Here is a 21,645-nt window from a genome sequence, read left to right as displayed (position 1 = left end):
CCCGGTTTTGTGCAGTGTCTAGTGTGGGTTCCACGGTACGGCCTGCATCAAAGCAGTCAAACATTACTGATTCGGCCCTGAACCGCCTGTATGGTTCCGATCTCTCGGCTCGCTGTTTCTCCCTTCAAGCATCTCAACCGACTGCCACGTGGCGGAGATTGTGACATTGGTGCGGGGTACGTGATGGCAATTACGGCAGTCGGGGTCACAACTCTCTACTATTTCTTTGTCGGGGTTGGGATCCTACTGATTGGGGTGGGTTTTGGTGGTGAGTCGTTCTTCACCAACGCTGCAGTCGGACTCCTAGCCGGTGCTCTCAGTCTCTCCGTTGTCGTTGCCCCACTGTTGTTTGTCACCGGTATCGCGGCGTGGCGAGTCGTCCCACCGTCACAGCGGTATGGGGGTGCGATTGGCGGTCTGCTGGCGATGGCTCTGGCCTATCTTGTCGCCGGCGCAGTGGCCGTTAGTCTCGCCCCGGTCTACGACGTAGCCACCGGCAGCCCCCTCGTCGACTCCGTCATCGGTGGTATTGGTATCATCTTTGTCGCGTTCCTCTTCTCGTCGTGGATTGCTTTCCCGGCCAGCATCCTTACTGGAACACTATACGAGCGCTCGCTTGATGAGTGAGTCGCGGATCTCTCCGACCACGGTCTGGTACCATTCTGCAACCGTTGGCCTGCGAGACGGCTGTCCGATGAGCGAGCTATGAATCTCGGTCAAGGTAACCACTTCTGTCTCTTGCTACAGCTATTCTCGTTAGTGAACGGACATTGCAGAGAGGATGTTGACGCAGTACACGCCGGTGAGTATGAGGAGTATACCGATAGCACCAGCAAGGTCGATAGTTTCGTTGAAGATGATGACACCAATCGCTACGACACCGACGATGCCGAGTGCAGCCCACGTTCCATAAACAACCCCGATTGGAAGGTCTTCCATAGTTACCGACACTAGGTAGAACGCGAGCCCGTATCCGATGACGACACCGATGCTTGGGAGTGGATTTGACAAGCCGTCTGAGAGCTTGAGGGCGGTCGTGCCGATGAGTTCTGACACAATTGCACCAGCGAGCAACACGTATGGATTCATACGTGCCGCTACTGCGATGCCTGATATGATGATTCTGAAACTAACTGCCACTTGCGGGTCATTTCTCACACAGTCGTGAAAGGGAACCCGTAGCTTTAGCGTGGTCGGACATAAATCACCTCTCGTACACACCGCGGATATTCCAGTATCCGCACACAGGAATAACGATGACTGATCTCAGCGAACTTGGGCTTTCGAGCTACGAAGAGAAGGTCTACCGGACATTACTGGTTACTGGTGCAGCGACAGCGACTGACATTTCTGATGCCAGTGGTGTGCCGCAAGGTCGTATTTACGATGTACTCAACAATCTCAATGCCCGGCAACTTATTCGAACACAATCGACTGAGCCGACTCGATACGTCGCAGAACCGCCAGAAACCGTAGTTGAGCGGCTTCTTGCCGAACGTACCGTTGAACTGCAACAGGAATGGGCGCGGTATCGTGACGTAGCTACCTCCGTCCGTTCGAATCTCTTCCCGACATTACCGACTGACGGGAGTCTCTGGCTTGGCACACTCGGCAGTGAAGAGATGCAAACGGCTCTGCAAGAGCATATGCAGACGGCGACGAATTCAGTTCACGCCGTCGTTGGGCCGCCCTATGAGGCTGCGTCGTGGGAGACACTCAAGCAAGAGGTTGACGCGTTTTTTGATGGAGCACAGCCGGATCTTTCTGTGTCGTTACTCATTAGCGAGCAAGTGCTCGAAACGATCCCCAAAGCGCTCTTCGACGTGGCTGAGGATCACGTGAGAGAGATTCGTATCAGGGTGCTCCCCGAGATTGCAGTCTCCTTTGATGTGATTGATCAGACGGTAACAACTATCGATATCTTACATCCACAGGTGGTTGAAGACCGTATCGGCGTGGTTGCAGTCAACGATAGCGACATCGTTGACGAATTCGAACGCCAGTTCCAGGAGCTGTGGGGAGAAGCCGTGCCCCTTCCCGAATAGACGAACGAGCGATGAAGAGAATCACCAGTGAGAGCTCACGCACGAATAGGACGAAATGGCTTCGTGGTCAATTTAGGTGCTCCACCGAATGGTTATATTCGCTCAAGAGAGCTATTGGCTATGGATCTTCTTTCGGCCTACAACGGTGTCTTCATCCGACTTGGTCTATACATCTTGATTTTCTGGCCGATTGTGGGCTCGTACGTGTACGTGAAATCAAAGGAACAGAGTCTGTCAAATCCTAAAATGAGAGGTGTTGTGTTAGGGTTTCTCGGCATCCCGGGGTTGCTAATTCACCTTTGGAGTGTCCAATCAAGAAGATAGAAACAATCAGTCCGGAGGAAGTGTTTATCACCTATCTAATTTTACGTTCGCTATGGAATCGTGGTTCTCGGCGTTGATCGGTCTCGGAATCGGTGCCGTACTCGGCTATGTATTCGGGATACAGCGCGGAGATTTGTGGGTTGGCGGGACGATCGCAGTTACGTCGTCAATTGCAGGGTACGGATTTTTTCGCATATCCCCAGTACCGGACAAGGGGGTCTGGCCCGCACTCGAAATTCTGGTACAGTCTCGTCGGTGTGCTAGCTCCGGCAGTAATGCTGCTCACGCCAAACAGTACGCTTCTCCCCGATGATCTGTCCATAGTGGTTCTCTTAGGATGTCTTTGGCTCGGTGGCGTGTATGCTGGTGTCACACTTGTATGCGAATCTCCTGACTTCTCCGGTAGCGAGAAACGCTCTACTTCGCAATCATCTCTCAGTAACTACCGTCTAAGAAAGGTGAACTATCCTTTAGAGAAGTCCTGTGATACCGATGAATATCAGTAGCGTACCCAATCCTCGATACAGCCAGACAGGGGTGTTCGATGCTTCAGATTGGTCGGACGAGGACTGCCGAAGGAATTCAAATCCAAACTGGTGTGCACGTTTCGGACTGATGACGTAGGCAAGACCCAGGATTACAGCAACGAGGTGTCCGACTTGCCACAGGATACTCATAGGCTAGACACCGCAGAGAGAAGTGTTCCGAGTAGGCTCAGACAGGCGGCCCCAACTAACGCAAAGAGAGCGGCAGCGGAGATTGTAAACTCTTCAGGGTCGGTTCGTAGTGATTCGTAGCCAGCACTGACAATCATCCCACCTCCACCGAGTGCCATTAGCAACACCGGAATACTATGATCGCCAATAATGAGCGATTGTGCTGCCGGCAACCCGAGTGAAAGCCCAATTATTACGAGAGTGCCGTTGAAGACGTATAATCGTTTCATAGGCGTTGTATCCAAACTGGCATACTAATAGCTGCGGGAGTTCCGGTTCTTCCGTTGGATTCGTATGCGGATTCTGAGGCCGTATTCGATCTAACTGGATACGGAATCAACGTTTGATTGCTCAAGGCAGGGAACCCACAAGATATCCTGCGTATATTCAGCGTGTATTTGAGTCTTGAGGGCCTTTTTGCTGATATGATGTATAGGTGGACAAGATGACGCACCAGTCTCTCTATCCCGTGCTTGTCGGTTTGATTGATATTGGTCTCGCAGGGACCTTCATCCAGGTTGTCCCACTCCTCGGCGTGCTGATGGCTGTTGTTGGGTTCCTCGTCGTGGGAACCGTTCTTTGCCAACAACTTGATCAGTCCAGCCCGAAACCTCAGTCTCTGATGGTGCGTGACGTATAGACGATCGCTGTATTAATCCGGGCTGGGACCTGTCCGGAATGTGTACTGAATTTAGAGCACCCACTCCGAGTATCGACATCTGTGATTTCGATCCGAGCGTCGCCAGCCGTTTCCTCGGTGAACTCGGCGGTCAGTTCGTTAAATGCGCTTTCGTCGGAACGTTTTGGCGACCGTTCCGGAACGCTTCAAGCGCACCTCGCGTCAACACTACCGAGATCCCGTTTTGAACGAGACACACATCTCCAACGACAGAGTACCCCGACGGATTGAGTGATCGACGACTGAGACAAGTAATGGCTTCAGGGTGCAATAAATCCGGGAATTGGGAACGGAGCTAACGAATTATGCGCTGACTCGTGCCAGTTTCAAGCCGTCGGTATTCGGTCTTCGATCGAGCGGTAGAACGCGACGGAGTAAGTCGCGTAGAAGGCACCGAGGACGGCGATTATGACGACGTAGACGATTGCCGCGACGACGAGCAAGGGTAGCGACGGGTCGGGGAGCGGAAGACCGGTTGGCTGTGGCGAGAGGAGAAGTGAGGCAACGCCGGCAATACTACCGAAGAGGATACTCCCTGTGAGGAGTATCAGCGAGTATCCGAGGACAGTTAGCAGGTTGTGACGAACTAATCCGATGCTTCGTTTGAAGCCCGCCACGAGATCGGTGTCGGTCAGAACGATGGCGTGCGCATAGAACTGTGTGAAAAACATCACGAGCAAGTATACGAGCACGAACAAGACACCGATACCCAGCATAATGCCGAGGCCGGCGAGATTGGTGCCGCCTTCGCTCATATAGAAGCCCAGACCGCCAATGACGAACGCGAAGAACGCGACGATTCCGAGAACGAAGTTCACAGCGAAAATGGCGAGGTACGCCACGAGGAGAGTGACGTAGTTCGATTTCCCGTCAGCTACGAACGTTCCCCAACCTGTACGACCGGTGAGCGCCTCATCGGCCATCCCGAGCAGTCCGCCCTGGACGAAGGGCATCACGAAGATGAAGACACCAGTCAGCCCGAGTGAGAAGACAGCTGCGAAGAGCGGTTGTGACGACTGCAGGGCGAGTTGCGGCAGTTGTACGACCCCGTACAGGCCGACAAGAACGACGAGAATCGGATTACGTATCAGTGCCGTAACCGCTGGATGGAGGGACTTCAGGGCTGCCATACTGATCACTCAGCAGTGACCCTCCTAAACCTTGGCTTACTGACGAGACACTTGAGACCGTCTTGCGATCGAGCGTCGATCGATAGAAGCGTTTTCGACACTTGTCGATTCACTCACTGTCTGCCACGGAGAATATGTCAAGCAAGATCGTTCAGGATGCGTCGTTTACGTAGAGTCCGTAGCGATAGAGTGCGTCATCATACCAAAGGAGCTTCCCGTTTTCCGCCGTATTGACCGCTCCGAGGTGGAGTGCTTTGAGAAGTGCGACAAACGAGTCGGGAAGCGGTGCAGTCTCAGATGACGATCCTCGGTTAATTGTTTGTTCGAGACGGTCACGTGCATTTGCAGGGAGTTCGTCAGGGGTGAGGGTCGCATCGATGCGAGATCCAAACACGACCTCGCGGAATTCTTGGCGTGAACTTGCTACGTTGACAGCCAGAGCGGTGTAGGCAGTCTCGATGATTTGCTCGGTTGTGACGTGCACTCGGTAGGCCCACGTGCCGTCCTCGGTCATCGTGAAGACTTGCCCATCGAGTTCGCCGGTACCAAGTCGACTTTCTTGTTCGGCTGGGCGGCGAAGCACGTACTGATCACCGCGTACGAGTTCTGCAGTACTGGTTCTCCCACCCGTCTGCGTGTACGAGTGCAGGATCTTAAGAACCCGAGCGGCCGGTCGGTCAAGTGTGTCGATCAGAATTGCGTCTTCCGGAACGTTCTCCTCCGGAACAGGAGTAACGTGAATGAGTGACCGCTCCAGACGTTTCTGTCCGGTGACGACGTGTTTCGTCTGGAAATACGACCCGTCGTGTTCCACGTACGCGTCGCTCGGTAATGGTTTGTATCCGTAGGTCGTGTGACGGCCTTCAGGTACGATCGCTTGTAGCGCGGTTCGTGCCGGTGCACCGAACAATGCATCATCATCAGGTTCGTAAAGCGCATACTCTGTCGGAGACGCGTTGATCGCGTCGATATGAAGCGTGTACTCTTCGGTCGTCTCCTCTGTGTCGAGAAGACCAGTTGTCGAGCATCCTGCTAGTGCTGTTAGCGATACTGCACCGGTCACGTGGAGGAGTTGTCGTCGTGAAGGGACCATACTGTGTACGGGTCGTTCGAACTATTTTGATCTACTGAACCTCAGTTGGCCTCTGTGTGGTATTCCTGCTGATGGTGTCGTCAGAAACACGAGGGCGCTTACTCGACACAACGAAAATATTCATCCCGGTATCGCGTCTGCAGCCAGTATGGCAACGGATCAATCGAGTCCAACCCAGTTCGACTGGATTTCACTCGATGACGACGAAGAAGTCGTGTGGGCCGATACGCCCCACAAGAGTAGTCTCGTTCCAGCTCTCGTTGTGGGCGTCCCGCTCGCAATCGTGCTCGTTGGAATTCCCATCATCGTCGGTGCGTATCTCCACCGAGAGAACACCGAGTACGTTGTCACCAATCGGGCGCTCTACCGGAAAAGCGGTATTATGTCACGGAACGTGCAGCGAGTTGACCTTGGAAAGGTCCAGAATACGACGTACTCGCAGGGCTTTTTCGGTCAGCGGTTCGGCTACGGGACCGTCGAGGTATCGACCGCCGGAGGGTCTGGCGTCGAACTCACATTCGACTCGATTTCGGACCCGAAACGAGTGCAGGAACTCATCAATACGCAGACGAAGGATGATGGCTCCGATCGCCCCGAGGATAAAGCCGCTGTTCTCGACGAAATCCTGACCGAACTACGAGCTATCAGGGTCGCTGTGGAAGAACCTGACCAAGAAGAAGCCACGAGTTCTGACGAGGTATGACTGGTAACTGGGTGACGCTCGATACAGGTGAAACAGTTGCTTGGGACGGGCAGCCGAAACTCACGACTGCACTTCCAGGCGTTGGGATGGGACTAGCGTTGCTCGTCGGAGCGATCTGGTTTGTCATCGTGCAGAACGAGCTCGTTGTGGGTCTCCTTCTTGGAGTCGCAGGCATCATCGTCGGATTGTGGGCGTATCTCAGCGTCATACATACTGAGTACGTCCTTTCGGATCGAGCAGTGTACACGAAACAAGGCGTGATCGGTGTTCGGATCTCGGAGTCGTCGCTATCGAAGATTCAAAATTCCGCGTTTTCTCAAGATGCACTCGGTTCTGTTTTCGGATACGGGACTGTCACGTTTGAGATCGCAGGTGGTGATGATATTCAGTTCCGGCGGATCGAAAACCCCGAGGCTGTCCGTCGGCTTGTTGATCAAGCAACGAGTGAGGAAATCCCGGGAAGTCTCGAACAGTGGCGGGCAGTACTTGACGAAGTACGAGCGCTTCGGAAGGCGGTTGAGTCACAGGTGTCGTAGGCAGCGTTCATCGCCTCGTCCAATACGCTGCTGTGAATGAGGATGTGCGTGCAACGAAGCGGGATCGATACACATCAATTTCGTGCAGGGAAAGGCTCTCGACTGTTCTGTATTGACTCTTACTCAGCTTGGCTATTTGGGTCACGTATGTAATAGATCACAGACATTGTGACAGACATTAATGCTGCCTGAAAAGGTATCCAATGACCGAGTAGCCGGGCGAATATAAGGACTGCAAGACCAGTTATGAGACCGATCACAATTGCATACCCTCCCCGTGAGAGATTCCGTACCCACGCATCCACCCGATGGTAGAGGTGCTTCACAGTATCAACACACCATCATTTATTTATAAACCTGATTGATTCGTAAACTCGTCTTCTCAGCACAGTCGCTATGACTGAAGTGGACTTACAGCGGGGCCACTCTGTACAGATGATCCACTGCTTACTGTAGCATCTTCCCGGTATCCAAGGAGTCATAGAAGAGTTGCCACGATGTTCATTTCACAATCTCACAGCCGAACAAAAATAAGAATCCGCTGCATACTGACGTATTCAATCTCTAGTACCTACGTCCTATCCGATATGAATTTGAAGATTCACCAAACAAGATCGTTTATGGAGTTACGAAAGTTGGTCTCCGCTCACCTGCCAAACGCCGTAGTTGCTGCGATCATATTCACGGTCTACAACACCTACACTGGCGATATCGCAAATCCAGTTTCGATTGGTGTCGAATTTATTTCCTATGTTATCGCAATCTTCATCGGATTCGTAGTTATTACTCCAATTTTAAACAAGGTATTTGATAGCATTACAACATAAACACCCTGCACTGATTGATGTGGGGTCCCTGTTTTGAGCGATTCCTGTTTGGTGTGGGAAGTCTTCTATGACACTTCGCTCATAGGAAGCACGTTGTTGGTGAGTCAGAGCAGAGTTCGAACGACCTCTTTGAGAGCTTCTTGACCGGGTTTGCGTAAGATTCGGTGGCGAAGCTGGAACGCTCTGAGATACGCCGTGAGCTTGTCTTTTGAGACGCCTCGATGCGGCGAGAGCCACCGTCGCGCCAGCGACGCGTGGCTCTCGCAGGTGTTCACGTGTGCGTCTCCATCGACGTATTCGCCATCGCCGTGAATCACCGCTTCTCGCTGGAAGTTCTCGTCGTCTTCGAGTGGGTCGTATGCCCGAAATCCGTCGGTGTAGACGGTCAGCGACTCCTCCTCGCGGTCGCCGAGGAGGAGTCGCACGGTCGATTCGTCAGCCGATTTCGCTGGGATAACGTATCGCTGATCGCTGCCACGATCAACAAGTGTGAATACTGGCGGTTTGTCCTCGGCATAGCTTCCGCGACCACGTTTCGAGAGACCACGCGAGCGCGACTCCTGGTCGCGCTCGCGGCCTTTCAATCCCGCAGTCACATACACTTCGTCGATTTCGACCGGGCCAACAAGATCGATGGCTGGCGCGTCGAGCGTTCTGGCGAACTGCTCGACGCGCTGCCGAAGTGACCTATACGACACGTCGAGTTCAGCGTCGAGTTGGCGGATGCTCGTGTTGAACCGGAGCAACGTGTAGAACGCAAACAAGAGCTTGTGGAGGCCGATCTTCGCGTCGCGAAGATCGTGCCGGTCTTGGGATTGAACGTGCGGTCGCAATCCTTACACAGATACCGCTGATACTCTCGATAGCTGCCGTGTTTGATCACTGATTCAGACCGGCAGCGCGGGCAATAGAGGCCATCGCGCCAGCGAACCTGCTCCAGCAGGTTCGCGGCGCTCGCCTCTGAGTTCAGCAACTCAAACGGGAACATTGCATTCGGGTGACGCTGCCGCGTCACCCTTGCCCGCTACGCTTCTCCAGCGGCAGCTCTACCTGACCAACAACCTGCTTCCCAAGAGCGATGACACTTTTTCTTCCCGGTATCGGTAAGTGAAATACGATACAACAGCAAGATATGCGTGAAGCCCTCCTCCGATCCGGCATCGGTCTGTACTTCCTGTGGCTTCTATTCGTGGTACTACTCATACTCGGACGACACACCCCGTTTCCGTTGTTCGATCTCGTTCACTCGGGAGTTGTATTTGGTGCAGCTGTGTTAACAGTAGTTGGTGCTGGGAAACTGCTCCGAATCGGCTACCGACGGATCACAGGCTAAGAGTTCTTAATTGCAGAGGAGCCCGGTACCTGTGAGCCGTGACCCGTCGTCCTGTACAGTGCAGACGCGAAAGGTACGGTTCGACAGGATAGGTAGAAGGTGAGATTGACTCTACAGAACATCTAAAAGGACGACTGGAGATGCTCGGGGTGATGCGTTGGTCCCCGCTTGCACGCAAAGAAGCAAGAACAGTTGCAACGTCGAAAGGCGTCTGGCTACTCGCCCTTCTTATCGTTCTTTGGGGGTATCGTCCCAGCTATATTGGATGGGACGGTCTCGGCGCGAATATCACTGCCGGGTACGTCCAGATCGCCGGGACAGTGCTCCTTCCCTTGGGAGTGCTTCTTTTGAGCTACCAGTCGATCGTCGGTGAACGGACTTCTGGAAGCGTGAAATTCATACTCGGGCTCCCGCTGACGAGAACGGACATTCTTCTCGGGAAAGTAGCTGGGCGAACAGCCGGTATCGCCGGCCCAGTCGCGGCCGCGTGCCTCCTTCTCGGTATTATCGGACTGCTCGACCACGGCGTGTTCAATCCAGTCTTGTTCCTCGGGATAGTCCTCATCACGCTCGCGTACGTCGGCGTCCTCGTGTCGATTGGGACGGCAGTTTCTGCTGTCGCCAAGCGAACAGTCACCGCTGCCGGGACTGTGTTCGGCGTGATATTCCTCCCACTCGTGTTGTTCTGGACGCAGATCAGCACGGCTATTTTCACGCAGGTGACTGGCACGCCAGTCAACCCGTACGAACCCCCAGCGTCCGGCCCCCTGTTCTTGCTCCTTCGTCTATCTCCTGACGGCGCGTATCGTGTCGTCTCGAACTGGCTGCTCGGTGTTGGGAACTCCGCCAACACATACAGTCACGTCCTCACGAAACTGGAGCCGCAGACACAGACGAACGCGTACGTCGTGGAAGCGACGTTCGCCCCCGGGACAGCACCGCTGTATCTCCACGAAGCCGTCGGGCTCCTCATTCTACTCGCGTGGGCGGTCGTCCCATTGGGACTCGCCCGCTATTACTTCTCCCGGGGGGATGCCGTGTGAGTGAGCCTGCGATTCTGACCGAGGGACTGACGAAGCAGTATGGGTCAACGACAGCCGTCGACGAGCTCACGCTGACCGTTGAAAGCGATGAAATCTACGGGTTCCTCGGACCGAATGGTGCAGGGAAGTCAACGACGATCGGGCTGCTAATGGACTATCTCCGTCCGACGACAGGCTCGATTAGCGTTCTCGGTCAGGACCCGCAACGCGATGTTGTCGACGTTCATTCCCGCGTCGGTATTCTCCCGGATCGGTACAGTCTCTACGACGGCCTCACCGCGCGTCAACACCTTGAATTGGTTATTGATACGAAACGCGTCAGTGATTCACCTGAGGTACTGTTAGACCGGGTTGGATTGGAGGACGTCGACGGGCAATCAGTCGGGACGTTTTCGCAAGGAATGGAACAACGACTGGCGCTTGCGATGGCGCTCGTCGGTGACCCTGACCTGCTCGTTTTGGACGAACCGTTCACTGGACTCGACCCGCACGGCGTTCGCACCGTTCGAGAGATCGTTCACGAGGAGAACGACCGCGGTGCTGCTGTCTTCTTCTCCAGTCACGTGCTCGGACAAGTCGAGTTTGTCTGTGACCGGATTGGAATCCTTCACGAGGGACGCCTCGTGGCCGAAGGGACAATCGATTCCCTTCGTGCTGACACGAACGTCGGAGCCGACGCTCCAGTCGAAGAGATCTTCGTCTCGGTGACGAACGGCCCAGTACTGACCGACGAACCCTCCTCGGAGACCACATAATGAAGCGACGAACGCTACTCGGCGTTACCACTGCGTCGATGGTGAGCCTCACGGGCTGTCTCGGCACGACAGAGTACACTATCACGGACGTGCAAACAGAAACGACGACGCCACTCGGCATCTCGGTGCAGATCGTCGAACCGAATGCCGTTATCGAACATCCGGCACAGCTGGCGTTCACCGTTACGAACAAACAGGATTCCCCGATCGAGATCCGGAACACGGGGATTTGGCCGTTTGGCCTCTTGGAGCTCGTCCCGTCGCTTGACACACAAGACGCCGGACCAGGGACGATTCTCTGGACGAATCGGTACGAAGAAAGCCGGTACGTCGATGCTGAGACGAGACAGAATTACGGCGTCGAGTCAACACCGCTCGTACGAACGCTCGGTCCCGACGAGACGGTCGAAGAAACGTATGACATTCACGGCGCCGACATCATTCAAACAGGAACTATGTTCGTCCAAGGGAGATTCGAGCCACCGATCCTCGAATACACAACCGAGCACAACGAGGACTGGGACTCGCTCTTACCAGAGATCACCGTCGAACTATCAAAGAAAAGTCTGATCTAGAGATCAGGAGAGTACAAATTTAGGCGACGAACCGTGGAAGGAAGTGGGTTTTTGGTTCACTCAACGTAGGGGACTCACGTATCGGTCAGTACTGGCGCGTATTGGTTATCTGGTCGGCATCGCTCCTAACACGGTCATCAGGAGCACCGGGAGCATAATCACCAGAAATTGCCACTGGTACTCGTCTGTCCACCGTCGCACTCGTGATGAGCGAAGTCGTAAGGCGGCAGTCAAACTAAATAGGAGACAGCCAACTGCGGAGATTGAGCGGCTTGTGAGTGCCATCCAGACTACGAAGGGTAGCATCCCGATAGCAACACACAGGTCTGCCCTCCTCTCCCAGTCCATAACCTTCCGTAGCCAAGTCAGCAAAATAATTGTTCCTGAACAGAGAAACCGAATGTCTCTGAGCAACTACGTATTGCAGTGAATGAACTGTGATTGATTGTCCATCAGTAGGTTCGCAAACTTGTTCTATCGGGTGATTCACCAGCAGGGAAGTGGAACTAAGGATAGCGAATCGTCCAAAACAGCACTCCTAGCTAACGGCTGTTTCAGTAAGGAATGTCTCGAACCAATAGGATTCCAACAGATCCGTCGCGTCCACTACAGTACGACGAGGAGAAAGACTCCAAGTAGTATACCTGTGAAACTAACGAACAGTCCCAAAATGGAGAATTTCGCCATACGGAAGACTGTTTTTCCCGGTGGGCGGTCCGAGACAACGAGTGGATCTATACCCGTGGCATCCTCAGTAATGCGTCCAACTACTGTCACACTGTCACCGGGTTCAGCCCGCTGTTCGCTGTATCGACGGGATCCGAGCGAGAGGAATCGGAACAGGGGCTGGAGAACTGCCGGTGGATCACGCCACACTGTCGTTTCGGGAATATCATCGTGATCCCGTTCGAACGTCTGGATTTGTTCCAGCGGGGCCTCGTCAACCCCATTCGTTGCGATGATGCGTTTCGTGAGTGTGACTGTGCGTGCCGGTTTGACGATGGGAACCGAGCCTGACGTAGTTTCGACGGTGAATTCGACAGCACCGGTCGCTTCGTGAATCGTCACGTACCAAGGAAACAAATTCAAAAGGTTGAGCCGCCGTTCCTCGATTTGATAGCGGAGTGCGACGCACTTCGTTTCACTGAACGGCGCTACGAGAGCGTCATCTTTGTTGGCAACTGTTCCTGACACTCGGACAAGAGATTCAGCCACCGGTTCGCCCATATCCGGTATCTCGGTAGCACGGTACACGCTCGTTGCTCGCCATACATATCGTGCACTCACAGCGAATACAACTGTCCCAAGAAGAAGCATTGCACCGGCAAAGAGCGTCGTTATAGAGGGCTGGAATGGAGGGATAGCCACTATGTGATAGCTCGATGGACTTCTGGGTTATCAGATTACCTACTGAGATATCCGAATTACTGATCAGATTTATGCTGCAACTCCAGCGTCTCCCGAACAGGATTCCTCTTGGGGAGCCTATTCGGAGTGTTTGCATCAGACAGGAGATGATCAGTTCGCAGACTCATCTTCTCGGCTAATGCATCGCAAATGAACCTGAAACCACTATTTGAGGGACCACTCTACACGGGCTGACGATGTCTCACACCCACGAAGGGGCTTCAAGCGTGGTTGAATCGATTCGACTAAATCGGACTGTTTCCGTAATTCCCCGGGGGGCCAGAGCGGTACGCGACCGTTCTTCTCGTCTCGATCTGTTGCACGTATCCTGCCTGATTCACGAGGAGTGTCATCGAAGCGTTTGACGTGACGTGCGTATCGTTCAGGTCTGCGTGAATACGATAGAAGTGGGTTCCGTTCCTGGTGAGGGTCTCGACGGTCGCGTTCTGACGCGTGCTGTATTTGTAGAGAAGCTGCCGGTGGAAGGCTCTATTGAGCCGGACTGAGGAATTGAGCAGATCAGCCTCCCGAATGTGGGTATCGTTGCCGGCCTCGACACGGATCGTCGTGTCGTTCCCGTGTCGCCACGCCGTCACTCGGCTCGGAGCCTGTTGATAGCCTGCTGGTGTATCCCCAGAGACTGTCGGCGTCCGAACTGTGAGCGCTCGGACGGGTCGCTGCGGGTCAACCTTCCACGTTCGATTGATGGTGGCTTGGAACGTGTCGTTGGCGTCTCGAATCGTGGTCGTTGACCGGACGGTGAACGGTTGCGCTCGAAGCGTCGCAGTATGCGATCGGATTACTGTGTTCGCATCGGTAACTTCACTCTCTGTCAACGCGGGTGATGACTGCGGGGCGTTGGTTAGCGCGGCACACCCGGCAGTGAGCAGCAGACACGCGACGCAGACTGCGGTGATCTTCGTAGATACCTTCACTGGGTTAGCACCTCCGGAAACCCGAAGAAGTAGTAGTAGATCTCAGCGGCACCTGAAAAGACAAGGAGTGCTCCGGCGATGCGGTAGATCGTCTGAGTATGTGATCGAAGTACTGCCGTAATTGATGAGCCACCAAGGGCGGTTACGCACGTAAACGCGGCGAGTACGGTGCTCATTCCGAGGGCGTAGGTGAGTGCGATACCAACACCGAGTATCGGGCCAGCGGATACTCCCTGCAGGACGATGGCGATAAACAACGGTGCGGTGCAGCCGGCTGCTGCACCAGCGTACAGCGCGCCGAAGATGAAGAACCCGCTGAGCGACCGCTGTCGCTTTGGGAGCTGGACGGTGGATCGGGATGATAGCTTCCATCCCGTCATCATCAGTGCCCCGGCGATAACAAACACACTCCCGACGATGAGTTCTAGCACGGCGATATCAGCGAGTGCTTGCGCACCGAGATATGCGGTTGTCCCTGCTAAGCCGACGTACACGACGGTCATCCCGGCGCCAGCGAGTGTGCTCAATACGATCGCACGAGTGAGAGGGCGGCGGAGCCGTGCGACAACTGTTCGTGAATCTTCCGTCGAAACTGCGGTGTCACTCTCGGCAGTCGAAACAGTATCACTCAGGAAATACGAGAGGTAGCCGGGAAGCAGCGGGAACGCACACGGGGCGAAGAAGGTCGCAGCCCCTGCGGAGAACGAGAGTCCTAGCAGGGCTGGGAGCGCAAGTCCAGTCATCGTCACGCCTCCACTAACGGGTCGATGATGGATGTGAACTCCTCGAACGTCCGTGCTGTGACCTCCGGCGACTCTCCCGTCGCTGGCGTTCCATCCGTGTCGACCACGAGGTTCGTCGGGTAGCTGTTCGCGTTCCACCGGTCGGTCGCCACGAGACCCGGGTCTTTCACTACTGGCCACGTGCCATCGTACTCGTTCCAAAATTGCTTGATGAGTTCTTCGTCGACTTCTGGTGTGATCGACACCATATGGAGTGTCTCGGTGTCGTACTCCGCGCGTAATTTCCGGAAGTCCGGCATTTCTTTTTGACACGGGTGACACCACGTCGTAAAGAAATTCAACAGCACGATTTTCCCGTCTGGTTTGAGAACGACTTCTCCGTCTGGGAACCCGTCACGGGTGACAACCGACGGGAGTGTTAACTTCGTGTCTGGGTCTGTCTCTGTCTCATCGTTCTCGGCCGCTGTATCGGTTGCAGGCGGCGTACTTGCATCGGGAGATGACTGGTCGACACACCCGGCCAAACTCAGGCCCAGTCCGGTGCTGATTGCTGTAAGGACCGATCTGCGGGTACTGGAGGGCATCCGTCAATCGGGAAATTTAGCTTGATACTCAAAATCACCGCCGGAAGCTACAGGATCTATTTTTCAGAAATAGGGGGTGAAAGCCAACGATTTCCGCTGTGGGGAGAGGTCAAGGGACCTGTGATGTGTTGACTGGCTCGGATAGAGATCGGTCGCCAGCAGTTCCTTCATCACGCAACTGGCGGTACGCTGACGCGATAATCGCGTAGTACGGCAAGAAAAATACCGCTGTGAGAACACTGATTGCGATATCGGCAGCGACTGGAACGCCGGCGAGATCTAACAGGGGTGCGATGGCACCGATGATACCACCGAATATCGCAGAGATCACAACAAGGAGACCGAGTTTGATTCGGGAGCCGCGAGCGAGTCCCCAGCTCCGTTTGAGGCTCTTGATGAGACCGAGATCCTCAACGCTAACGGCGAAGATGAAGAAGAGGAACGACGCCGCGAGGAAGAGTCCTGGAAAGAACAGGAAGATAGTGCCAATCATAATCGAGATGCTCACGATCAGTCCGCCGACGAGGGCGATGGCTGTGGCACGCCCGAGCCGTCGCGTTGACGTTGCCGGGAACGTCGACAGTGTACTATCCGATTGAGCCAGCGTTCTAGAGAGGATCACGAAGAACGTCGAGCTCAGGATCACGAGTACGGCGAACAGAGCGAGTCCCACGCTTCCTGGTAGTGGAAGTACGAGTCCAGCATTGCTACTGAACTGGTCGGCCGCCGCTGGTGGAAGGAAACCTAACAAGGCCGTGTTGATACTTGCTTGAACACCGAGCTGGATGACGAGGAGTCCAATAAACAGGATCCCGCCAGTTCGGGTGAGTGTACGCCGAATACCGTCGCTAACCGCATTGCTGAGTTGGAGGGCCATACTGGTCCAATATATCTCACCTGTTTTAATAAAACACCCGTAGAGTAAAATCTGATTTTCAATCGATTGTTTCCGCAACCCGGCACATCGCTGAGACAGTGTAATCAGCCGAAGAGAGTGGACCGGCTTCGGGACACTGACAGGCAACGATTGCAATTCCAACGAGAAAGGGATTCCCTTGAACCACTCTCCGCTGTCAGAGTGATTCGCGTGAAGTGTATCCTTCAACAGCCAATATCGAGAATTCCGGTAAGGGGAGAGTGAGTTCGTATCTTTTTTTGCCAGTATTATTTCTCTATACAGATTGAGGTGATTGCTGGTATGGCGGACGATTCTGGTATCAGTATCGATGGTCCTGATACGCTTCGTGGTGCGTTGTTGCTTCTTGTGCTGGGCCTTGGTGTGACTGGGTACGGCGCGTACGATTACGTACAACAGTCTGATGCAATACGGAGTGCAGTTGAGGTAGATGCGACCATCACCGATGTCGGTGTCGAAACGACGAGTGCGCCTGCTGGGAACGCACAGGTCAAGTACGAACCTCGCGTTGAATTCACCTACGAATATCAGGGTGAGTCGTACACTGGTACGAATGTCTTCCCAGCGACGATCGCCCCGGAGTACGAACAGCGTTCGAACGCTGAATCAGTCATTGATGAGTACGAAGATGGAATGACTGTTACTGCGTACGTTGATCCCGCTGACCCAAACGACGCATTCCTGCAGAACAAAACGTCGAACACGCCCCTGCTTGCCGCCGGGATCGGCGCGGTTATTTCGCTCTTAGGAGCGGTATCAGCCCTGGAAAAGTACCGGAATAAATGAGGTTGGTACGCTCTGCTTTCGGTGAGTCTCGCGTCGCCCTTCGCGTCACAGATACACGAAGGCCGTTACTTTCGTATCTATAGTGAGTTGCGGCGGGGTTACTCTTGATTCTCGATTCACTCCCGTTCCTTGACTTGTCCACGTGATTGCGAGGCGTTGACCGCAGGGTACAGCGGGTCCATCAGTCAGAGACGAATCGAGTGAGGAGGTTATTTGACATTCGTCGTCGGTTGAGTCGTATGTCTCGAAGTGCCCTCCCTTCGATGACGCTCTCGAATATTCACCCTGGCTACGCCGGCCTAGTAGTGTTGCTCACCGTACCGATCGGATACCTACTTGGGGACAGTTTCATCGCACATTTCGTCCCCTCAGCGTTCATAGCCATTTATCTAACGACAGTCACAATCACGCTACTCGTGTTTTTCAGTGGTAGTTTGCTGTTCAACTTGGAAGGATAGACGAGATACTACGTAGCACGTTTCACCGCGTCCTTGGCTCCGACGAGGCGATACTCCAGACCCGTAGAGTTAACAGATGCATAGATGATCTTATATTATGGCTTCAGTTGGTCCGCGTGAATCGGAGACGGTGCTTGCGGATCTCGAACTGACGCGCGGGCTCACTATCCAGATGACTGCGCTCAGCACGCTCGGGTTACTCATCGCCGCTACCGTACTGAGCGGACTTTACCAGGCCGTTACTGGGAATCCGGTGTCGTTACAGTTCGCGCCCGGTGTCAGCTGGTGGACCAACGCGTTGGACGTTCTCGTCATCTTGGTGTTGGCGACTGTCTTCGTCGTTCCTCACGAGTGGCTGCACGGCCTTGCTATTCGATACTACGGCGGCGAAGCGAAATATGGCGTCGGAATTGCGCACTTCATTCTTCCGTATGCGTACGCCACGACTGATCACGAGTTCACTCGCAATCAGTTCATCGTCGTCCTGATGACACCGCTGCTCGTGATGACCGCCGTCGGTGTGCCAGTGATGCTTGTCTTTGAGTGGGGATGGCTTATTGTCCCGCTGGCTGCGAACGCCGCCGGGGCGATCGCCGACCTCTGGATGACGATGACGCTACTTGCCTTCCCCGCGGATGTCCGACTGGAAGACCATCCCAGAGGCGTCCGGATACTCGGCCGCGAAAGCGACCGTCGAGGGGCGCTGTCAGTGACCGGCGTCGTCTGGGACGCACTCGCCGGCGCAGCTGTCGCTGCCGTCGGTGTGTTTCTCGTATTGGCGGTTGGCGGGCCGATTGTGCTTGATATCCTTGGTGTCGATTCGCTCACGATCGGCACACCCGATACGTTCAGCTTCCTGTTTTCGTTCACGTCAACGCCGACTGAGATTTCGATGAGTGTCGGTGCCGGCGTGCTCGGTATTGGCGCAGCTGTTGGGCTGGCCTACGCGTTTATTCGGAGTTATCGACGTGTTCGGTCGCCGGCTGGTGAGTCACGGGCGCGGACTGACTGAGAGAGATGCAGAGTAAGGACTGTTCTGAGTTCCAAGCGAATTCAAGGTACTCGGGGTGCTCCGCTTACAGATGCCGCTCATCAACAGACCGCCCCACGTGGTGAAGCCAGGTAGTGAATTGCCAGTAGCGTGGATCATTTGAGGCTCGGAAAGTATCAGTCCCGGCGCTGTACAAGGCCCAAGTGAATGAGTAGCCCTACGACTCCTAAGAACCCCAAGACAAGACCACGAAGCCGTGGATTCGGTAATCCTCTCTTCTCCGAATCGGAGTATATATAGTACCCGACAGTGGGCCAGAAAATGAACAAGTAGAGACCGATACGGATGAGCGGTCCGCTGTATGCGGTTAGCAAACTCATCAAAGACTCACCGCAGTTTCACAGGGGACCATATCTTGGTCATCGTTTTGTACCGAGAAAGAAGTACCGCGTATTAGGTTCCTAAGCCCGTGAGCGATACTCACTCCGTTGTATCAAGTCAGACTGTTGCGTCGTATCCCGCGTCCTCTACGACGCGTTCGTCTTCTAGACTGCAAAATAAAGACGAGTAGGCTGGCGACGCTACGACAGTCTGGACCGAGACTATAGAGGTGCTCCTTGCCAGCTATTGTTCGGTGGTCGCAAATTTGTGATCGAATAGCTTGACTTACCAGGCCGTCATCAATCGGTAGCTCGACGTTTAGTGTACGTCCACAAGGCGAGGAGGGTATAGACGGCACCGATGAGTCTAATCCTATTGGTGAATTGGTCGTTCCATTCGACTTCGTCTGGGTGTTCGTAGAGGAGTGTCGTGGCGAAGTCGCGGTAGGCTTCGGGGAAAATGAGTACCACAGCACCGAACACGCCTGTGAGATTCATCAGCCACGCATACACGCGGCGGCCGATGACACTCACAACGGCCACTACGATTCCTTCGATCCGTATTCCGGAGTCGATCCACGGTTTTCGTGTACAGTCGTCGGGATTTTCGATAGCGACGGCCTCGAAGACCTCGATGATTCGGTTCGGGAAGACTGCGGTTAGCACGCCGAGTATTCCGATGAGCGCCCGTATCATATGTCGTTCATACGGCTGTTATAGATTTAATTGTATATCGTAGCTCCCAGCTTTAGTGGTCTGGGACTTCGGCACAGATTGAATACTGTAAACTTGCTATCGACTGGAGAAGGCATACAAACAGCTGACTAACGACCACCGCTTACCCCAGTTATACACTATAGCGTCACGCTCCAAACAATCGTGACTGGAAGCTACGGTCGTTGGTTTGACTGACCGAGCGATTAAGACACTGTGTCAAAAATGTACTGACTATGAGTGGGGCGGATACGCCACCATCTCCGGACGGGCTTCCGATTCTTGGACATGGTGTTGCCTTTTCCCGGAATCCCGTGAAGGCGATGGAGTCGTGGGCAGAGTATGGTGACGTGGTTCACCTGCAGTTTCTCGGTGAGTCGATGTACTTAGTGACACACCCCGATCTTATCAAGCAGATTCTCGTTGAGGAACAGCACAAGTTCACCATCGGCCCGGAACAGCAGGAGACATTTGCGGGTGTTGAGGACCACGCGATGACGACTGCGACTGGCGATCAGTGGCGTCGTCTCCGTCGGGCTGCCCATCCGGCGTTTACTCGTGAGCGCATCGCCGAGTATGGTGATCGGATGGCAGCTGTGACGGCCCAATTTGTTGACGAGTGGGACGATGGTGAGCAGTTTGACCTGCATGCGGAGATGCGTCGGTTAACGGTGCAGATTCTGGGGGAGACACTGCTGAACGAGGATCTTCGCGGACAAGAAGACGTGGTAATTGACGCTGCGGACGCACTCGTTGATCGAACGAATTTCCGACGCCCCGGGCAGTTGCTTCCGGATTGGATACCGACGCCGACCGATCGTCGGTTCCGCCGGACGGTACAGCGTCTCGATACGCTTGTGGACGAAATCGTCGAGGAACGACAGGGCGCAACAGGCGAGGCAAGCGACGATGTCTGCGCAGTATTGCTTGCTGCACATCGAGAGGGAGACCTGACGCTCACAGAGGTCAAGCAGAACCTCGTTGCGTTCTTGTTGGCGGGCCACGAGTCACCATCAGGTGTACTCACTCGGGTCTGGTACCTACTGGAAAGGCATCCGGACGTGTACGAGTCACTCTGTGACGAGTACAACCGGGTTGTTAGTGATGATCGACCGGGAATTGAGCAGTATGATGCGCTCGAATACACGCAACGCGTTGTTGCAGAAACGCTTCGCCTCTACCCGCCGACAACGGGCGTCAACCGGCAGGCAATCGAGTCAATAACGCTGGATGGATACGAGCTACCCGAGGGAGCCCGATTTTTGATTCCACAGTGGGTCCCCCATCGAGACGAGCGATTCTGGGATGCCCCTGAAACGTTTGACCCCGATCGGTGGGAACGAAACATAGACCGTCCAGAGTACGCGTACTTCCCGTTCAGCGGCGGCCCTCGCGGCTGCCCCGGGAACGACTTTGCTCGCCAAGAATTGACGCTGATGCTGGCGACGATGGTCGGTCGCGTCGATCTCGATGTGGTCGCTGACGACCAGTTGACGTTCATCCCGTCAGTTCAGCTTCGCCCTGCAACGAACATCAACGCGGAAGTTCGCCGAGCGGGGTGACTAATCACGGGAATCGACAAGCAGTGTGATCCCAGTTGATTTACTGAGCGCATATCAACACCCTGTACCGAGGCCTATGCTAGATCGTCATTCGATTTCGAAATTACAGGTAGTAGGGGTGTTCGCTGCGATCATCGGTGTTATCGGCTATGTCGTCTTCGGGTGGCGATTCGGTGAGGCAGACGGGATACTGCCGTTCGTCCTCGGTGCCGTTTTCGCGGGTGTAGCGATAGTCTGGACGCTCTATCAGCGAGTATCGGGTGAGACACCGTGATGAGATTATTCCTTTTTAAGCTGGAGATGTGTTGTTCGGTATGGTGATGTTGAATGCCAAGTCCTGATCGAAGCCGTCTCACGCTCTTCGTCAGTATTCTCGTTGTCTTTGCCGTCGCGCTCTATGTCGTCTCCGG

General features: G+C 54.5%; 21 protein-coding genes and 1 pseudogene. 11 read left to right on the top strand and 11 right to left on the bottom strand.

The features are described from left to right. The first annotated feature begins 183 nt into the window (after window positions 1-183). Complete coding sequence (locus tag RJT37_RS02020) at window positions 184-627, top strand: hypothetical protein (RefSeq protein WP_313687364.1); 444 nt, start codon at window positions 184-186, stop codon at window positions 625-627. Window positions 628-756: 129 nt separating this feature from the next. Here the strand turns inward: RJT37_RS02020 and RJT37_RS02015 are convergent, their stop codons facing one another. Beyond that, entirely contained in the window at window positions 757-1,089 is a 333-nt protein-coding gene (locus RJT37_RS02015; RefSeq protein WP_313687362.1) for a DMT family transporter, read from the bottom strand. Between the two features lie 167 nt (window positions 1,090-1,256). Here RJT37_RS02015 and RJT37_RS02010 point away from each other — a divergent pair, with 167 nt between their 5' ends. Then, a complete protein-coding gene (locus RJT37_RS02010) occupies window positions 1,257-2,045 on the top strand; it encodes a TrmB family transcriptional regulator (RefSeq protein ID WP_313687360.1) in 789 nt (262 codons plus the stop codon). A 794-nt stretch (window positions 2,046-2,839) separates the two neighbouring features. On the opposite strand, the gene RJT37_RS20770 is transcribed toward RJT37_RS02010, so the two are convergent. The 4 genes from RJT37_RS20770 to RJT37_RS01995 all read right to left on the bottom strand — a co-directional run bounded on the left by RJT37_RS20770 (window position 2,840) and on the right by RJT37_RS01995 (window position 5,987). After that, window positions 2,840-3,046 (bottom strand): DUF6199 family natural product biosynthesis protein, encoded by a 207-nt coding sequence (locus RJT37_RS20770; RefSeq protein ID WP_465260725.1) that lies wholly within the window; start codon window positions 3,044-3,046, stop codon window positions 2,840-2,842. Further along, window positions 3,043-3,315 carry a hypothetical protein gene (locus RJT37_RS02005; RefSeq protein ID WP_313687358.1) on the bottom strand — a complete coding sequence of 91 codons (273 nt, stop codon included), beginning with the start codon at window positions 3,313-3,315 and terminating at the stop codon, window positions 3,043-3,045. Before RJT37_RS02005 ends, RJT37_RS20770 begins: the two co-directional genes overlap by 4 nt. A 775-nt stretch (window positions 3,316-4,090) precedes the next feature. Further along, window positions 4,091-4,894, bottom strand: coding sequence for a DUF7847 domain-containing protein (locus tag RJT37_RS02000; protein ID WP_313687356.1), 804 nt, complete (start codon window positions 4,892-4,894; stop codon window positions 4,091-4,093). Between the two features lie 151 nt (window positions 4,895-5,045). Beyond that, window positions 5,046-5,987, bottom strand: a complete 942-nt coding sequence (locus RJT37_RS01995; protein WP_313687354.1) for a hypothetical protein — start codon at window positions 5,985-5,987, stop codon at window positions 5,046-5,048. 148 nt (window positions 5,988-6,135) lie between these two features. Here RJT37_RS01995 and RJT37_RS01990 point away from each other — a divergent pair, with 148 nt between their 5' ends. The 3 genes from RJT37_RS01990 to RJT37_RS01980 all read left to right on the top strand — a co-directional run bounded on the left by RJT37_RS01990 (window position 6,136) and on the right by RJT37_RS01980 (window position 8,053). Then, window positions 6,136-6,690 carry a PH domain-containing protein gene (locus RJT37_RS01990; protein ID WP_313687352.1) on the top strand — a complete coding sequence of 185 codons (555 nt, stop codon included), beginning with the start codon at window positions 6,136-6,138 and terminating at the stop codon, window positions 6,688-6,690. Next, the gene (locus RJT37_RS01985) at window positions 6,687-7,226 is read left to right on the top strand and encodes a PH domain-containing protein (RefSeq protein ID WP_313687350.1); all 540 of its coding nucleotides are present in this window, start codon (window positions 6,687-6,689) and stop codon (window positions 7,224-7,226) included. The genes RJT37_RS01990 and RJT37_RS01985 overlap by 4 nt, the downstream gene beginning before the upstream one ends. Before the next feature lie 620 nt (window positions 7,227-7,846). Continuing rightward, window positions 7,847-8,053, top strand: a complete 207-nt coding sequence (locus RJT37_RS01980) for a hypothetical protein (RefSeq protein ID WP_313687349.1) — start codon at window positions 7,847-7,849, stop codon at window positions 8,051-8,053. A gap of 104 nt (window positions 8,054-8,157) precedes the next feature. Here the strand turns inward: RJT37_RS01980 and RJT37_RS01975 are convergent. Continuing rightward, a pseudogene (locus RJT37_RS01975) lies at window positions 8,158-9,041 on the bottom strand (IS1595 family transposase). 485 nt (window positions 9,042-9,526) lie between these two features. On the opposite strand from RJT37_RS01975, the gene RJT37_RS01970 reads away from it, so the two are divergent. Genes RJT37_RS01970 through RJT37_RS01960 form a run of 3 tightly spaced genes read left to right on the top strand, consistent with a single transcriptional unit; the run spans window position 9,527 to window position 11,759 of the window. After that, on the top strand, window positions 9,527-10,429 hold the full coding sequence (locus RJT37_RS01970) for an ABC transporter permease subunit (protein WP_313687347.1): 903 nt from the start codon (window positions 9,527-9,529) through the stop codon (window positions 10,427-10,429). Next, complete coding sequence (locus tag RJT37_RS01965; protein ID WP_313687345.1) at window positions 10,426-11,184, top strand: ABC transporter ATP-binding protein; 759 nt, start codon at window positions 10,426-10,428, stop codon at window positions 11,182-11,184. The genes RJT37_RS01970 and RJT37_RS01965 overlap by 4 nt, the downstream gene beginning before the upstream one ends. Beyond that, the gene (locus tag RJT37_RS01960) at window positions 11,184-11,759 is read left to right on the top strand and encodes a DUF8130 domain-containing protein (protein ID WP_313687343.1); all 576 of its coding nucleotides are present in this window, start codon (window positions 11,184-11,186) and stop codon (window positions 11,757-11,759) included. Before RJT37_RS01965 ends, RJT37_RS01960 begins: the two co-directional genes overlap by 1 nt. A gap of 606 nt (window positions 11,760-12,365) precedes the next feature. Here the strand turns inward: RJT37_RS01960 and RJT37_RS01955 are convergent. The 4 genes from RJT37_RS01955 to RJT37_RS01940 all read right to left on the bottom strand — a co-directional run bounded on the left by RJT37_RS01955 (window position 12,366) and on the right by RJT37_RS01940 (window position 16,305). Beyond that, window positions 12,366-13,127, bottom strand: a complete 762-nt coding sequence (locus RJT37_RS01955) for a hypothetical protein (protein WP_313687341.1) — start codon at window positions 13,125-13,127, stop codon at window positions 12,366-12,368. Between the two features lie 970 nt (window positions 13,128-14,097). Continuing rightward, entirely contained in the window at window positions 14,098-14,844 is a 747-nt protein-coding gene (locus RJT37_RS01950) for a cytochrome c biogenesis CcdA family protein (RefSeq protein WP_313687339.1), read from the bottom strand. Between the two features lie 2 nt (window positions 14,845-14,846). Then, window positions 14,847-15,428: a TlpA family protein disulfide reductase gene (locus tag RJT37_RS01945; RefSeq protein ID WP_313687337.1), complete on the bottom strand. Its 582-nt coding sequence runs from the start codon at window positions 15,426-15,428 to the stop codon at window positions 14,847-14,849. 109 nt (window positions 15,429-15,537) lie between these two features. Then, complete coding sequence (locus RJT37_RS01940; RefSeq protein WP_313687335.1) at window positions 15,538-16,305, bottom strand: DUF7847 domain-containing protein; 768 nt, start codon at window positions 16,303-16,305, stop codon at window positions 15,538-15,540. Window positions 16,306-16,626: 321 nt separating this feature from the next. Here RJT37_RS01940 and RJT37_RS01935 point away from each other — a divergent pair, with 321 nt between their 5' ends. After that, window positions 16,627-17,130 (top strand): DUF3592 domain-containing protein, encoded by a 504-nt coding sequence (locus RJT37_RS01935; protein ID WP_313687333.1) that lies wholly within the window; start codon window positions 16,627-16,629, stop codon window positions 17,128-17,130. Window positions 17,131-17,685: 555 nt separating this feature from the next. Next, complete coding sequence (locus RJT37_RS01930; RefSeq protein WP_313687331.1) at window positions 17,686-18,600, top strand: DUF3267 domain-containing protein; 915 nt, start codon at window positions 17,686-17,688, stop codon at window positions 18,598-18,600. 659 nt (window positions 18,601-19,259) lie between these two features. Here the strand turns inward: RJT37_RS01930 and RJT37_RS01925 are convergent. After that, window positions 19,260-19,655 carry a hypothetical protein gene (locus tag RJT37_RS01925; RefSeq protein WP_313687329.1) on the bottom strand — a complete coding sequence of 132 codons (396 nt, stop codon included), beginning with the start codon at window positions 19,653-19,655 and terminating at the stop codon, window positions 19,260-19,262. Between the two features lie 254 nt (window positions 19,656-19,909). On the opposite strand from RJT37_RS01925, the gene RJT37_RS01920 reads away from it, so the two are divergent. Then, complete coding sequence (locus RJT37_RS01920; protein WP_313687327.1) at window positions 19,910-21,235, top strand: cytochrome P450; 1,326 nt, start codon at window positions 19,910-19,912, stop codon at window positions 21,233-21,235. Window positions 21,236-21,645 lie beyond the last annotated feature (410 nt).

The sequence above is a fragment of the Halobellus marinus genome, assembly GCF_032113415.1.
Taxonomy (GTDB): Archaea; Halobacteriota; Halobacteria; order Halobacteriales; family Haloferacaceae; genus Haloquadratum; species Haloquadratum marinus.
This window is presented reverse-complemented; position numbering and strand designations above follow the sequence as displayed.

Bases quoted from the DNA above. Each gene is read 5' to 3' on its own strand.
- RJT37_RS02010 (WP_313687360.1), top strand. From the start codon at position 1,257: ATGACTGATCTCAGCGAACTTGGGCTTTCGAGCTACGAAGAGAAGGTC.
- RJT37_RS01920 (WP_313687327.1), top strand. From the start codon at position 19,910: ATGAGTGGGGCGGATACGCCACCATCTCCGGACGGGCTTCCGATTCTT.
- RJT37_RS20770 (WP_465260725.1), bottom strand. From the start codon at position 3,046: ATGAGTATCCTGTGGCAAGTCGGACACCTCGTTGCTGTAATCCTGGGT.
- RJT37_RS02015 (WP_313687362.1), bottom strand. From the start codon at position 1,089: ATGAATCCATACGTGTTGCTCGCTGGTGCAATTGTGTCAGAACTCATC.
- RJT37_RS01960 (WP_313687343.1), top strand. From the start codon at position 11,184: ATGAAGCGACGAACGCTACTCGGCGTTACCACTGCGTCGATGGTGAGC.
- RJT37_RS01940 (WP_313687335.1), bottom strand. From the start codon at position 16,305: ATGGCCCTCCAACTCAGCAATGCGGTTAGCGACGGTATTCGGCGTACA.
- RJT37_RS02020 (WP_313687364.1), top strand. From the start codon at position 184: ATGGCAATTACGGCAGTCGGGGTCACAACTCTCTACTATTTCTTTGTC.
- RJT37_RS01990 (WP_313687352.1), top strand. From the start codon at position 6,136: ATGGCAACGGATCAATCGAGTCCAACCCAGTTCGACTGGATTTCACTC.
- RJT37_RS01930 (WP_313687331.1), top strand. From the start codon at position 17,686: ATGGCTTCAGTTGGTCCGCGTGAATCGGAGACGGTGCTTGCGGATCTC.
- RJT37_RS01970 (WP_313687347.1), top strand. From the start codon at position 9,527: ATGCTCGGGGTGATGCGTTGGTCCCCGCTTGCACGCAAAGAAGCAAGA.
- RJT37_RS01985 (WP_313687350.1), top strand. From the start codon at position 6,687: ATGACTGGTAACTGGGTGACGCTCGATACAGGTGAAACAGTTGCTTGG.
- RJT37_RS01950 (WP_313687339.1), bottom strand. From the start codon at position 14,844: ATGACTGGACTTGCGCTCCCAGCCCTGCTAGGACTCTCGTTCTCCGCA.
- RJT37_RS01945 (WP_313687337.1), bottom strand. From the start codon at position 15,428: ATGCCCTCCAGTACCCGCAGATCGGTCCTTACAGCAATCAGCACCGGA.
- RJT37_RS01995 (WP_313687354.1), bottom strand. From the start codon at position 5,987: ATGGTCCCTTCACGACGACAACTCCTCCACGTGACCGGTGCAGTATCG.
- RJT37_RS01925 (WP_313687329.1), bottom strand. From the start codon at position 19,655: ATGATACGGGCGCTCATCGGAATACTCGGCGTGCTAACCGCAGTCTTC.
- RJT37_RS01980 (WP_313687349.1), top strand. From the start codon at position 7,847: ATGGAGTTACGAAAGTTGGTCTCCGCTCACCTGCCAAACGCCGTAGTT.
- RJT37_RS02005 (WP_313687358.1), bottom strand. From the start codon at position 3,315: ATGAAACGATTATACGTCTTCAACGGCACTCTCGTAATAATTGGGCTT.
- RJT37_RS02000 (WP_313687356.1), bottom strand. From the start codon at position 4,894: ATGGCAGCCCTGAAGTCCCTCCATCCAGCGGTTACGGCACTGATACGT.
- RJT37_RS01935 (WP_313687333.1), top strand. From the start codon at position 16,627: ATGGCGGACGATTCTGGTATCAGTATCGATGGTCCTGATACGCTTCGT.